The sequence below is a fragment of the Bifidobacterium sp. ESL0764 genome, assembly GCF_029395515.1.
In the GTDB taxonomy this organism is placed as follows: Bacteria; Actinomycetota; Actinomycetes; order Actinomycetales; family Bifidobacteriaceae; genus Bifidobacterium.
Map to the genome: position 1 here is coordinate 2,170,184 of NZ_CP113919.1, position 13,534 is coordinate 2,183,717.

Here is a 13,534-nt window from a genome sequence, read left to right on the forward strand (position 1 = left end):
CTGCTTGTTATCGGCAACTGGACTACCTCCGCTACCGGAAAGCGCCGCTCACCGGGGGAAGGACCACTCGGCCGCATGACGCACCGGCAGCAGGTCCTGTTTGCGCCTGAGCGCCATCGCCAGGAGGATAAACAGGAACGGCAGCAGAACGGCCAGCAATGCTCCTATCGGCGAACGCATATGCGTGGGCGACACGACGGCGGTGGTGTTCTCGGACGGGCATGGCGCCCCGGACGCCACCCACGCCACCTGGCACGCTTTGTAGCGCCTTGGAGCCTTGTTCAGCAGGTCAGGAACAGCGTCAGACCCTCCAGCCAAAGGCGCAGGAGCCGCGGCCACAGGCGCACGGCGCAGAACATTCGAAACCGATGGCAGAGCCGTCACCGGCGTGGTACCTGCCGCACGAGCAGACGGCGCGGAAGGCTTGGAGCCATTGGAAGTGTCGGATGGCACGCTCGTGCCCGGCTTATCCTTATCGGACTTGCCTTTATCCGCGCCCGGCTTCTTCGACTGGTCAGGCTTTACTACCGGATTGGCACCTGGCTTCTTGCCTGGTTTCGTTCCCGGATTCTTGCCCGGCTTCGTGCCCGAGTCAGACCCGGAACCATTGCCCGGCTTCGTGTCAGAACCAGTTCCCGGCTTCGTGTCGGTTCCACTACCGGGATTCGTACCCGGATTGGTCCCAGGATTTGTACCCGCGCCCGGGTTTGTACCGGGATTAGTTCCCGGATTAGGCTGCGGCGCCACTTTCTCCCACTGGGCGTACAACGTGGATTGCCCGGAATGGAAATGAATCTTGCCGGTGCCATCTGCCGCCACCGACTTGCCGGTGCCGTCAGCCTTCGTGTTCCAGCTGGTCACACGCCAGCCATCGGCGGTATAGGCGCCCTTCGGGTTGACGGTGACATTCGGCTTCAGGCTGGTATCCGCGTCCCCTACAGGCTGAATCTGCTGAGGCATGAGCTTGCCGGGCGTCCCGTCGAACGAAACCGTGGTGCCTTGAGGGCCGTTCGGCGCGTAATTGACAATCACCCTGCTTTCCTGCCACTCATACACGCCCGCGCCGATGCCGCTGGCCGGGTCGACATTGGAGTTAGTGACGCGCTGGCTGAGTTCGTCTTCCGCATCTTGACCGTAGTTGGTGTCACCGTCCTTCTTCCCGATCCATAGTGGCAGACCGGTGCCGTCGTCGTCCAATGGGAATTGCGCCCAACGCCCGGTGTAATCAGGATCGAGGCCTTCGTCGTTATAGTCGAGATTATCGTCGCTCTCATATATGCTGTATTTTCTGCCAGGACGGACATGAAAATTGAAACCATAGTTGCATACGGTCATGCCGTTGGCGTCTTTGTCCTTATCCCAGTCACCATTCCTGCACAGCACGGTGTCGGGACCGACGGTGAACCGCTTCACGCCCATGGGGAACTGCCCCTCCATACCGCCCCAGAAGGGGCCGCCGCGGAAGCCGCTCAGATCCAGCGAAGTGATTTTCGTGCCTTCGAAGATGTGATCGGAGTCGGGGCCATCGTCCCATGGATAATTATGGGTCGGCTCCCAACCGGAGATATCGATGTCGGTCAACGAATGGTCTTGACCGAACATAAACCTGAACCTCCGGACCTTGGTTACCTTCAACTGGCCCACGCCCTTGATTTCAGTGAGGAGAGGCCTGTAAGCAAACATCATCTCCATGTCTTCGACGTTGCTGGTGTCCCATCCGGTAATGTCGATGGTCTTCAGACGTTCATGCTTATCAGGATGCCTCCAAGTGTCGTAGAGTCCATCAAACATCTCCATCATGCTCGTCACGCCGGAAACATCCCACTCACCGTTCGGCCCCGTATGCAAATCCAGCGAAGTCAAAGAGGGGGTGCCTTCGAACATATATTGCATACCGGCGCAGGTGTTGCCCCTCACGTTGCCGGTCTTCCATGAGTGGATATCAAGAGAAGTCAGTGAGATATCGTCGTGGAACAGAGCGTCCATATTGGTCGCACGGCTCGTGTCGATATCATTGATGCCGTCAAAAGATACGACGCTCGTCAAGTCCTCGAACTCATTGCTGACATCGCCGACCAAAGCGGTATGGGCGGGGTCATCGAACACGACGCGCGTCACTTTATGGGACAAACTGTTCGCATCATCGCTTGGGTAGTAACTATGACTGTGATCCTGCGCCCTTTCGTCGTCAAGAACGTCGGACAAGGAATTGTAGAGCGAATGATAGATATCATTGATTTCATACGATTCATCGGTGATAATGCCCGGGCACACATGCGCGACCAACGGGTCCTTGGCATCCATGTAGATCGATGCGGGATCCGTCGCAGGATTGGAGGAAGCAGGGCAGGAATCCACCTTCTTGATCTCCAACTTCCTGACATCCAGATCATTGCCGTTTTCGCTCTTGGCATTCACAGCGTTGCTCGCAGGCTCACTCTTCTGCTGCGGCGCGGAGGCGCTTGTCTCGCTGCTGCCGGTTTGCGTTTCCGCCGTTTCCGCGGTCCCGGCGGCGTCGGCGGCTACCGAGACTCCGAGCAACGTCGCCGCGCAAGCCAGCAACCCGATAGCGCGATACAAAAATCGTTTCATTCTTTCCCCAATCCGCCTTTATGACACAATAAACGACACATAATGCCACATTCTGTACGCATTGTGACTTATATTACGTTTTTGTTTGGACTTTCCGTGCAATACACAACAACCCACAATGAATGCGCAAACCTTTTGAAAACAAAGGATTACTGGTGGCGTCACCTTCGACACACCACGCACGACGCTTGCTTATGACCGATGCACGGAAAAGAAAACCGCAAAAGCGACGCGACTGGCACTGCAAAAATCCATTGACCTTCTTGCCGCATCGCCCAAACGGCCAACGAACCGCTACCTTATTGACGCCCTATTGTCCGTCGCTTCGTTGCCTCATCGCTCCCTCGCCCCGTCGCCTATAAAAAAGTTGCCTCCCGATCCGTTAGTTCACGAATCGGGAGGCAACTTAACAATCAACTAAAAATCAAATCACTGTTGTTACCGACGTTATAGACCCGGCGCCAAGCGCAACCATGCAGGCGGCCGGGTAACCGCAGCGTCAGGCAACGAGATATGTCGTCGTCACCGTCTCGGCTTCGGCAACGCTTGCCGCATAAGCGGCGGATTGAACCTTGGAGTCGGCGGTGTCGCCGGCCTTATTGCCCTGTTCGGGCTTGGTGGCGGGGTTGACGTGGATGGTGGCGTCCGGGCCTTCCTGAGCCTCGGAGCCGGTCTGCATGTAAATCGCGGAAACCGGATGCGGCGCCTCGACGACCGTATAGGTGTGCATGTCCTTGAGGATCGCGAACACGGCCACGGCGACAAGCACAAAGATGGCAACCTTGTAAACGATGCCCTTGATACGGGAGACGACAATCATGGCACGGGACTTCTTGTGGGCCGGCCTCGCTACGAATCGGTTGCTTCTTCTCATGATTGTCATCCTTCTCTTTATTTGGTTGCCCCTTGCCTGGGTGGCCCGTCGCGCAGGCCGCTTGCGTAAGAAGTGATTGATAGATATTCAACAAGTGATTGCTGAATGTGTAAAAAGAGTACCGCTTCTCACGGTGTACCAAAGACCAGAATTTGCGTTTCGTGATACTTTGTTGCGCGACCATCGTTTGACATAATTTTGTCTAATTATGCAAAAACCGTTGATTTTATTCAGTTTTCAGGCACTTAAAACCATATAACCCCGGTTAAGAGCAAATATTGAAATGTCGCCTCCGTCACAATTCAAAAACGCCATACAACGAAACGAAAGATTCACCTAGCGAAATAGACGCCAAATCACGAAATGCCCCATGCGTGAAATGAGCGAGCGACCTGTCCATATCCCCATGATTCCAGTGCCTAAGACGGTGTTCACTGCGCGTAATGATGTGTCGTATTGCGCATTACAAGCCGCAATCCGTCGCGATCCAGAAAACCGGCTTGAAGCCGCTTTCGTTTCATGCCGCATTGCACAAAACGAACCCCGAAACGGACTCGCCGCATCCATCTACTTCAGTTTCGAACGGCATCTATCATCTTTGACGAAGAATATTATGCATTTTTCTGCGATTATTCACGAGATTATGCATTTGGCAGCTATTACGCGACAACAACCTAAGGAACAACAAAATTGCCACCGGACCGAAACCCGATGGCAACCTTTACCCTCTATCTCTCGCCGGCGGACCCGACGGACGGTGCAAGACCGTCTATATCAACTAGCCGAATTACTCCTGTACCTGCGTACGGGCGATGTCGCCGTTGAAGGACTCGTTCTCGTCGGCGTCCGCGGCCTTGCCCTTGAGCCAGGAGAACATCGAACGAAGCTTCGGGCCAACGGTCTCGATGCGTTCGTGGCTGTACTTCTGCTGCAGCTCCTTGAAGCGCGGGGCGCCGGCGGCCTGGTCGTCCATGAATTCCTTCGCGAACGAGCCGTCCTGAATGCGCTGGAGCTGATGCTCCATGTTGTGGCGGGTATGCTCGTCGATGACGGTCGAGGTGAAGTCGCCGTACTGAGCGGTGTCGGAGCAGGACCAACGGGCCTTGTTCAGGCCACCCTCGTTCATCAGGTCGACGAGCATCTTCAGCTCGTGGCAGACCTCGAAGTAGGCGATCTCCGGCTGGTAGCCGGCGTCGGTCAGCACCTCGAAGCCGGTTTCGACCAAGTGGTTGACGCCGCCCATGAGCACGTCCTGCTCGCCGAAGAGGTCGGTCTCGGTCTCTTCCTTGAAGGTGGTCTTGATGGCGCCGGCGCGCAGGGCGCCCAGAGCCTTGGCATAAGCGAGGGTGATGGCCCAGCCGTCGCCCTTGTCGTCGTTCTCGCAGGCGACGACCACCGGCACGCCGCGGCCGGCAACGTACTCACGGCGGACGATGTGGCCCGGGCCCTTCGGAGCGACCATGAAGGTCATGTGGCCCTTGCCCGGCTTGATGTAACCGTAACGGATGTTGAAGCCGTGCGCGAACGCGAGCGCCGCATCGGGCTTCATGTTGGGCTCGACCTCTTCCTTATAGATCGTGCCCTGATACTGATCAGGAGCCAGGAACATAATGATGTCCGCAACCTTCGCCATATCAGCAACGGACATGACCTCGAGTCCCTGCTCCTTGGCGTACTCAACGGACTTGGAGGTAGGCCGCAGACCGACGACGACGTCCACACCGGAGTCGCGCAGGTTCAGCGCGTGAGCGTGACCTTGCGAGCCGTAACCGATGATGCCGACCTTCTTGCCATCGAGAACGGAAAGATCAGCGTCGTCTTCGTACCAGATTTGTGCTGCCATAATATGCACTCCTTGCATAATTTATTATTATTTGCCCCGAAATCAGGCACTTTGCCTGCCGAGGCCTAGAAACTGGCTCTTGATCAAAAAGGGATTTTGTCCCGTTAACTGTTCATTGTAACGCCGGTCACAGTGCTAACCACGCCGCCGTCCAATTATCGAACAGTTATTTGCAACAATTATCCCGGATCTTGAGCCGGCTTCACATCCTTATATTGTTATTGTTCTTGCTATTCAGTTATCGGTATTCGGTTATGAATAATGTTGAGCGTTCACCACGGTCACGCGGTGAAGTCGGTGTCCTTGGTCTCCTTGCAGGTGAGCAGGGCGACCAGGCAGCACAGCGCCATCACGGCCATGTAAAGGCCGACGGAACGCACGCCCCAGTGCGAGGAAAGCCAGGTGGCGACGGTCGGGACGAAGGCGGCGCCGACGATGGCGGCGAGGTTATAGCCCAGGCCGGAGCCGGAGTAGCGGACGTTGGCGCTGAACAGCTCGGGCAGGATCGCGCCGACCGGGCCGAACGCGATGCCCATCAGAGCGAAGCCGACGCACAGGAAGACCATGATCTCGGCGAAGTTGCGGTGGCCCATCAGCAGGTAGGGGAAGACGAACGAGAAGACGACCAGCGCGACCGCGGAGAACATCAGCACGCGGCGACGGCCCAGCTTGTCGGCGTAGACGCACGAGAGCACGATGAACGCGGCGAACACGCAGATGGCGACCATGAGCATCAGCAGGTACTCGCGGTTGGTGAAGCCGAGGCCGCCGCCGCCCTCCGCCTTGGTCTTGGTGCCCCACGCCAGCGACCAGGTGGCCAGCGTATAGAAGAGCGTGTAGGTGACCGCGACGATGAATGTGGCCTGCAACACCTGACGCCAGCTGGTGCGGAAGACCTCCTTGAGCGGGGACTTGACGGTCTTCTTCTGTTCCTGCGCGAGGCGGAAGATCGGGGTCTCCTCCATGTGAACGCGGACGACCAGGCCGATTACGACGAGCACGATGGAGAGCAGGAACGGCACGCGCCAGCCCCAGGCGAGCATCTGCTGCTCGTTGCAGAACGATTCGAGCAGGAAGTAGGTGCCGTTGGAGAGGAAGAAGCCGATCGGCGCGCCGAGCTCGGGGAACGAGCCGTAAAGCGCGCGCTTGTTGGCCGGGGCGTTTTCGGTGGCGACTAGCGCCGCGCCCGACCATTCGCCCCCGAGGCCGATGCCCTGGATGAAGCGGCAGAGGCAGAGCACGAAGACCGCGAGCAGGCCCCATTGGCTGTATGTCGGCAGGCAGCCGATGAGGAACGTGGCGATGCCCATGGTCATCAGGCTGACCACCAGCGTGGTCTTGCGGCCCATACGGTCGCCGAAGTGGCCGAAGATCAGCGAGCCGAGCGGGCGGGCGACGAAGGCGATGCCGAAGGTCAGGAGGCTGACCAGAAGCGCCACGGTCGGGTTGGTCTTGTCGGAGAAGAAGATCTTCGGGAAATAGTTCGCCGAAGCGGTGCCGTACGCGTAGAAATCGTAGAATTCAATGGCCGTGCCGACCATCGAGGCGGCGATGACGGTGCCCACCGAATCGTGCGCCATCGCCTGAAGTTTCGCCTTGCGTTCGGCCGCCGCGGTGCTGGACCCGCCGTTGCCGTTGCCACCGGTGGCGCTTGTACTGCCGTTCCCAGCCGCTGTGTCGACTGTTGTCATAATGCTCTCCTCTGGTGCTTCCTGCACCGATAACTGCTTCATTCGTTCTCTCGTCGCTCTTCCGCCGCTCTCCCGCCCACGGCCTGCGTTCTCTCAGCGTTGCGTTCGGCGCCTCGCGGGCGGACGATCTGGAATCTTTGCCGTTAAAACTGGCTGGATTCTGGTCGCGTAACCGGTTTTGAGCGTTGCTTGGTTTGAGTTATCGAGTATTGAGTTGTATTCGTTGTATTTGTTGTATTTGTTCGTATACGTTCTTGCGGCACTACCGCGGTGACCTTTTGGGGCGCGATAACAAAAGAACCCTGCGCTTGATTGCAGGGCTCAGAAAGCTATACGTTTCGATATTGTTGATATCGCTATTCGTTCGACCGAACGATTCGCTTGCTTGCCCTGCCTTCATTGGCGGGGCTCAAGCTGAATGTGGAAAATCAGGCCGCCAACGAAGACGGGCTAATAATTCGTGCCGATTGTGCAGCTACGTTCATCATTCCGTTCCTCATGGCGTCCTCCTCTCGCATTTACCGAGTTCTTTCGGGTTCGTGACCCGTTTAGTCAGTTACCATAGACCCGGCAACGCGAATCCGTCACCGGGCTGTCCATTATTCGGACACGTTATCTAGTCACCACACGTAAAAGCGCCTATTACGACACTGCCACTGCGGCTCTGCCATCGCGACGCGGATTCGCTTATCAGCCTAGACTTCTGCCACGTCATTATCGGCATTGTCATCGCCGTCATCGGCAGCGGAATCAGCGGCAACAGTGCCAGTACTATCAGCAACGCCAGCGGTTTCGACGGCATCAACGGCATCGGCAGACGAATCCGAGACACCGGTTCCGGTTCCGCCGTCTTCCGGAGATGCAGCCAGACCGGAACCACCCGCAGCCGGCTCAGCGGTATCTGCCGTGTCAGCCCCGCCGTTCACCGACATCGAGCGATGACGCAGATAGACAATCACGCCGCCGACCGCGAGCAGAACGATTATCAGCACGACAACGCCCGCGATGGCTGCACCCGTCGACCCCAAAACATACTCACCACTCATAGAAACCTCCTCGCTCACTGGTTCCACACTAGCAGCAACGCCGGTTAGCTTTCGTCGGCTGCGTTGCCCTTCCCCAATAGGAAGCGGCGCACTTTGCCGGTGCTTGTCTTGGGCAGGGAATCGACGCGATAGAAGCGCTTCGGAACTTTGTAATGCGCCAGACGCGCGCGGCCGAACTCGCGGAAGGCCTCGGCGGCGGAGGCCGGTAAAACCGTACGCGCAATGGCTTTATCGGACTCGGCCCCAAACGCAGACTCCGACTCCACCGCGGCGGCATCGACAGCACCGGCTTCTTTCGGCACAGACCCGTCCTGTCGTTTGCCGCTTTTGCACACCACGTACGCCACCGGCACTTCGCCCCACGTTTCGTCGGGCTCAGAGGTGACGGCAATCTCGCTTATGCCGGGGCAATCCGCGTAAACCCGCTCGACCTCCTCGGGGAAAACATGCTCACCGCCGGAAATCATCATGTTGTCGAGCCTGCCGTCGACGTAGAGGTAACCGTCGGCGTCGAAATGGCCGACGTCGCCGGTCTTGTACCAGCCGTCCGCGGTCTTCTTGGCCTCCAGTGCCCCCGGCCGGTTGAGGTAGCCCGGGGTCAGCGCGTCGGTTTTGATGAGGATTTCATCGGTCCGTTCGGCCAGTTTCAGCGAGGTGGTGAAGTACGGTTTGCCGCTGGAAAGCAGCTTGCGCGCGCCGTCGGCCGTGCCGGTGCCAACGATTTGCGAACAGGTTTCGGTCATGCCGTACGAACGCACGACCACCATGCCCAGCTTGTGGCATCGCTTCAGCAGCGCGAGGTCGGATTTTTCACCGCCCAGAATGAAGCCCTTGAATGCCGGCGAATAGCCGAAATCGGCTGGCAACAACCTTGTTGGAGCCATCTCTTTCAATGCGCCCGCTGCCTGTTTTTTCGCCATCGGCGCAGATGCCGTATCTGACATGGCATTCCGCGTCGCGCCCGACATCATATCTGACGATAAGCCGGAAACCGTGTCCGTCACCCCGCCAGATATAGTTTCCGCAACCGAGCTTGACTCCATGCCCGCCACCCCAACCGATGTCGAATCCGGCGTCGCGACCGACACCGCACCTGGCACGCTGCTAAAGCCATCGTCGACCGACATGCGCCGCTCATGGACGGGCACCAGCTGCTTGAGCATCGTGGGCACCACCGAGACCCATGTCACCGGCTCGTCGGTCAGGATCCGCTCCATCTCACCAGCGTCAAAATGATTCATCAACCGCACCGTGACGCCAAAAATCAGGCCGCGCAGGATGATGGAATAACCGCTGATATGGAAAATCGGCACGGCGCACAGCCACTCGTCACACGGGCTGGTACCGAGGTTGAGCGCCACGCTCGTCGCCGAGGTGAAGTGGTTGCGCACGGTCTGCTGAATGCCTTTCGGAGCGCCTGTCGACCCGGAGGTGAACATGACGCTGACCACCTGGTCGTCGGCGAATTCCCTCGGAATCGCCGCAGCCGCAGCATCCAAACCTTCGACATCAGATTCGCCGATGCCCACCCCGACAACGCTGGCAACATCAACAACGCCGGTCGCGCCGTGAACATCCACGCCATTATTGTCCACGATTCCGGCTTCGGCCACGCCCCCATAAGGGTCACCGGGTACCACGCCACCGGCGCCAGCCTCAAAATTGAACGTTGCATCGGCACCAACTGAGCTGGAATGGAGGCCATCGGCCTTCAATCTGCCGGCTTCGGCGAACACCTGATCAAAACTCAGCACACGGACGCCGGTCTCGCCAGATGCCTTGTCACTCAACAGGTCAACAGGCAAACTGTCATCCTTAAGACAGCAGGCGACTTCGGCGTCGCTCATTTGCCGGGCAAGCTCGTCATTGGTCAGACGCTTGTTGAGCCAGACCACCGTCTTGCCATACAGCAGTAGGGTGACGGCCATCAGGTAACCACGGAGGTCGTTGTCGGAAACCAGCGCGACATTCCGCGTCTTGAACGCCCCGAACCGATCAAGCACCGCGCCCAGGGCCCTGGCCCGTTCGAACACCTCCCGGAAGGTGCAGCGCGTCTCGCCGTCATCCACCGCCAGCCGGTCCGGTGTCAACTCTGCCCGTTTCAGCACCCAGTTATCCATCAGCAGCCCTCGCAACTATCACTTTTTTCACATCAAAGTGCGAAAAGTGCGAACTGACATCGCTAAAACGCACTTTTTACACCTGACAGGTCAAAAAGTGCGAATTAGCAGTGCTAAAACGCACTTTTTGCACACGACATGGGCCGCAGAGCGTCTACAATCACAAGCCGCAGCCCGCCCTCGATCACGGGAACTTCGGGAACTGGTCGAAATTCGGCGTGCGCTTCTCGTTGAAGGCGTCGCGGCCCTCCTTGGCCTCGTCGGTGGTGTAGAAGAGCATGGTCGCGTCGCCGCCGAACTGCTGCAGGCCGGCGAGCCCGTCGGTCGCGGCGTTCATGGAGGCCTTGATGAAGCGAAGGGCCATGGGCGACTTGGTCAGCAGCTCGCGGCACCACTTGATGGTCTCGTCCTCAATGTCGGCCAGCGGCACGACCTTGTTGATCCAGCCCATCTGCAGCGCCTCCTCGGCGGTGTAGAAGTGGCCGAGGAACCAGACTTCCTTCGCGCGCTTCTGGCCGATGACGTCGGCGAGCAGGCCGGAGCCGTAGCCCGCGTCGAAGCTGCCGACCTTGGGTCCGGTCTGGCCGAATTTGGCGTTGTCGGCCGCAATTGTCAGGTCGCAGACCAGTTGCAGCACATTGCCGCCGCCCACGGACCAGCCGCGCACCATCGCGATGACGGGCTTGGGGATGATACGGATGAGGTGCTGCAGGTCGAGCACGTTCAAGCGCGCGACGTGGTCGGAACCGACGTAACCGCCGTTGCCGCGCACGCCCTGGTCGCCGCCCGACGAGAACGCGAGGTCGCCCGCGCCGGTGAAGATGATGACACCGACCGTCGCGTCGTCGCGGCAGATGGTGAAGGCGTCGATCAGCTCCTCGATGGTCTTCGGCGTGAACGCGTTGCGCTTCTCCGGCCGGTTGATGGTGATTTTGGCTATATGATTGAGCCGTTCGAAGAGTATTTCGTCATACTCCTTGACGGTCTCAAAGGTTTGGTCGCTTGTCATTGCCTCTCCTTCATGGTTCATTTCACCCTACCGCATCCAAGCCGCTGTATGCTATGAATGTGCTGCGCTTCACCTTACGGTTTCGGTTCCGTTTTGGTCAATCGTTGGACTGCCGGTTTCGCTTTCCGCCCAACCAAGCCACGCACGGTTCATACGCCACGCACGGTTTCCTTGCCGCGCAGAAACGAGGTCCAGTCTGATGTCACTTGCCAATTATCTGGGAATACGCCAACAGGAAATTTCCGGCTCGAAGGTCATTCTGACCCTGCCGGTCACCGAAAACCTGCTCCAGCCGTTCGGCGCGCTGCACGGCGGGGTGAACGCCGTGCTCGCCGAAGAAGCCGCGAGTTTAGGCGCTTTGGCGCGTCTCGACAAGGCTCATGTGCCCGTCGGCGTCGACATCTCGACCCACCATTTCCGCCCTGTTTCCTCGGGTACGCTCACGGCCACCGCCACCCCGGATTTCGTCGGCCGGACCACGCAGACCTGGCGCGTGGAGGTGCGGATGGGCAGCAAGCTCACCAGCGTTTCGATGGTGACGCTGGCCGTGCGCGAGCGCCGCTAAACCGCGCTCCCGACGCCGACTCCTTACTACAAACCTTTAACGTATTACCTTTGAGCTCTGGCCATAACACGCTAATTGCCGTATGGTGTTAGTTGCTATTCGATAGTGACCTCGCCCTGCGAAGCCGTGCGCGAAATCGGCTACACGCAGGATATGGCTTCCCCTGAAAGGATTGTGGTTTCCGTCATGGCCTCAGCTTCGACCAAAAAGAAAATCCCCCTTATCGTATTTCTGCTCTGCTGCGTAGGGCTGGTGGCGATGTGGTTCACGCCCGCTCCGGCGCATGTGCAGACCGCCGGCTGGCATAGCTTCGCCATCGTGCTCTTCTTCCTGGCCGGGTGCGTCCTCAACGTCGCGCCGCTGTCGATCCTGTCGCTGACGATGATGTCGTTGTTGGGCCTGACCTTCACCATGCCCGCTGGTACGCTCATCTCGTTCTTCGGGTCCGGGCCGGTCTGGCTCGTGCTTTTCGCGTTCTTCATGGCCATCGGCTTCCGCAAAACCAATCTCGGCGCACGCATGGCCTACTGGCTCATCGCGCATTTCGGCCGCAGTCCGCTGGCGCTGGCCTACGTCATGGCCATCTGCGACCTCATTCTGGCGCCGGTCATCCCCAACACCAACGCGCGCGGCGCCGGCATCCTCTTCCCCATCAACCAGTCGCTGGTCGAAGCGCTTGACGAGCCGAAAGACCCGGGCAAGCGCTCAGTCAGTTCGTTCCTTACGCTGGCCACCTTCCACCTGAACCTCATCATCGGCGGGCTCTTCCTCACCTCGATGGCCACGAATCCGCTGGTGGCAAGTATGGCCGCCAGCACCTTCCATATCACGATCTCATGGTTCCAATGGTTCGCCTACGCCAGTGTGCCCACGCTGCTCGCGGCCGTGGTGGTGCCGATTGTCATCCTCGCCATTCATCACCCGGAAAGCCAGAGCGCCGACCTCTCCGTCGTTCACAAAACCGCCCAGGACGCGCTGAAAAAGATGCCGAAAATGGCCATCAACGAGTACCTGATGATCACCGCGTTCGTTTTGGTCGTCATCCTCTGGGGCACCTCGTCGGTCACCAAGCTCGACAACACGCTCATCGCCCTGTTCGGCCTGACCGTCCTGCTCATCCTGCGCGTCATCGACCTTGACGACGTCTTCGCCGAAAAGCAGGGCTGGAACATCCTGCTGTGGCTCGCGCCGCTCATCGGCGTCACCGACTACCTCAACGAGACCGGCGTGGTCGGCTGGATCAAGAAAGTGCTCACCGCAAGCGTGGCGGGAATCCCGGCATGGTTGGCCATCGTGGTCATCGTGCTGCTCTACCTTTACGTGCACTACCTGCTCACCAGCGTGCTCGTCCACGTACAGACGTTCTTCATTCCGTTCGCGCTCATCCTGGTCTCGCTTGGGGTGCCGCCGATCGTGGCGACCATGCTGCTCGGCCTGTTGACCTGCGTCTCCCCCGGCACGACCCATTACGGCACCGGCACCGCGTCGATCTACTTCTCGACCGGCTACGTCAGCCAGAAGGAATGGTGGAAGACCGGCTTCATCGTCAGCCTCGTCAACCTCGTCATCTACGCCGGCGTCGGCACCCTTTGGTGGAAACTGCTCGGTTTGTGGTAAAGATTGCAGAAACGGCCGTATAGTGCAAACCGGCCGACGGGTTGTGACGGATCGGTTTCAACCATCCGTAAAACCCATCGGGCCATAACGCATACAAAATTCCCGGGACCGATCAGATGGACATCGATTCCCGGGAATTCTGTATGTATCAATCGCCGACCGCAATATCAACGGCCG

General features: G+C 58.7%; 9 protein-coding genes. 2 read left to right on the forward strand and 7 right to left on the reverse strand.

Going from position 1 to position 13,534, the window contains the following annotated elements; genetic code table 11:
• Positions 1–48: 48 nt before the first annotated feature.
• The 7 genes from OZX71_RS08390 to menB all read right to left on the reverse strand — a co-directional run bounded on the left by OZX71_RS08390 (position 49) and on the right by menB (position 11,175).
• On the reverse strand, positions 49–2,592 hold the full coding sequence (locus OZX71_RS08390) for a BspA family leucine-rich repeat surface protein (RefSeq protein ID WP_277159997.1): 2,544 nt from the start codon (positions 2,590–2,592) through the stop codon (positions 49–51).
• Positions 2,593–3,091: 499 nt separating this feature from the next.
• Positions 3,092–3,466, reverse strand: a complete 375-nt coding sequence (locus OZX71_RS08395) for a hypothetical protein (protein WP_277146030.1) — start codon at positions 3,464–3,466, stop codon at positions 3,092–3,094.
• 787 nt (positions 3,467–4,253) lie between these two features.
• Complete coding sequence (gene ilvC / locus OZX71_RS08400) at positions 4,254–5,309, reverse strand: ketol-acid reductoisomerase (protein WP_277146029.1); 1,056 nt, start codon at positions 5,307–5,309, stop codon at positions 4,254–4,256.
• Between the two features lie 281 nt (positions 5,310–5,590).
• On the reverse strand, positions 5,591–6,889 hold the full coding sequence (locus tag OZX71_RS08405; RefSeq protein WP_277147507.1) for an MFS transporter: 1,299 nt from the start codon (positions 6,887–6,889) through the stop codon (positions 5,591–5,593).
• A gap of 806 nt (positions 6,890–7,695) precedes the next feature.
• Positions 7,696–8,046, reverse strand: a complete 351-nt coding sequence (locus tag OZX71_RS08410) for a hypothetical protein (RefSeq protein WP_277159998.1) — start codon at positions 8,044–8,046, stop codon at positions 7,696–7,698.
• 44 nt (positions 8,047–8,090) lie between these two features.
• On the reverse strand, positions 8,091–10,166 hold the full coding sequence (locus tag OZX71_RS08415; protein WP_277159999.1) for an AMP-binding protein: 2,076 nt from the start codon (positions 10,164–10,166) through the stop codon (positions 8,091–8,093).
• A 184-nt stretch (positions 10,167–10,350) separates the two neighbouring features.
• Complete coding sequence (menB, locus tag OZX71_RS08420; protein WP_277160000.1) at positions 10,351–11,175, reverse strand: 1,4-dihydroxy-2-naphthoyl-CoA synthase; 825 nt, start codon at positions 11,173–11,175, stop codon at positions 10,351–10,353.
• Positions 11,176–11,374: 199 nt separating this feature from the next.
• Here menB and OZX71_RS08425 point away from each other — a divergent pair, with 199 nt between their 5' ends.
• The gene (locus OZX71_RS08425) at positions 11,375–11,740 is read left to right on the forward strand and encodes a PaaI family thioesterase (protein ID WP_277160001.1); all 366 of its coding nucleotides are present in this window, start codon (positions 11,375–11,377) and stop codon (positions 11,738–11,740) included.
• Positions 11,741–11,845: 105 nt separating this feature from the next.
• A complete protein-coding gene (locus OZX71_RS08430) occupies positions 11,846–13,357 on the forward strand; it encodes a DASS family sodium-coupled anion symporter (RefSeq protein WP_277160002.1) in 1,512 nt (503 codons plus the stop codon).
• Positions 13,358–13,534: the final 177 nt, after the last annotated feature.

Excerpts from the sequence above, each read along its gene's own strand:
- OZX71_RS08390 (WP_277159997.1), bottom strand. The coding sequence starts at position 2,592 with ATGAAACGATTTTTGTATCGCGCTATCGGGTTGCTGGCTTGCGCGGCG.
- OZX71_RS08395 (WP_277146030.1), bottom strand. The coding sequence starts at position 3,466 with ATGAGAAGAAGCAACCGATTCGTAGCGAGGCCGGCCCACAAGAAGTCC.
- ilvC (WP_277146029.1), bottom strand. The coding sequence starts at position 5,309 with ATGGCAGCACAAATCTGGTACGAAGACGACGCTGATCTTTCCGTTCTC.
- OZX71_RS08405 (WP_277147507.1), bottom strand. The coding sequence starts at position 6,889 with ATGGCGCACGATTCGGTGGGCACCGTCATCGCCGCCTCGATGGTCGGC.
- OZX71_RS08410 (WP_277159998.1), bottom strand. The coding sequence starts at position 8,046 with ATGAGTGGTGAGTATGTTTTGGGGTCGACGGGTGCAGCCATCGCGGGC.
- OZX71_RS08415 (WP_277159999.1), bottom strand. The coding sequence starts at position 10,166 with ATGGATAACTGGGTGCTGAAACGGGCAGAGTTGACACCGGACCGGCTG.
- menB (WP_277160000.1), bottom strand. The coding sequence starts at position 11,175 with ATGACAAGCGACCAAACCTTTGAGACCGTCAAGGAGTATGACGAAATA.
- OZX71_RS08425 (WP_277160001.1), top strand. The coding sequence starts at position 11,375 with ATGTCACTTGCCAATTATCTGGGAATACGCCAACAGGAAATTTCCGGC.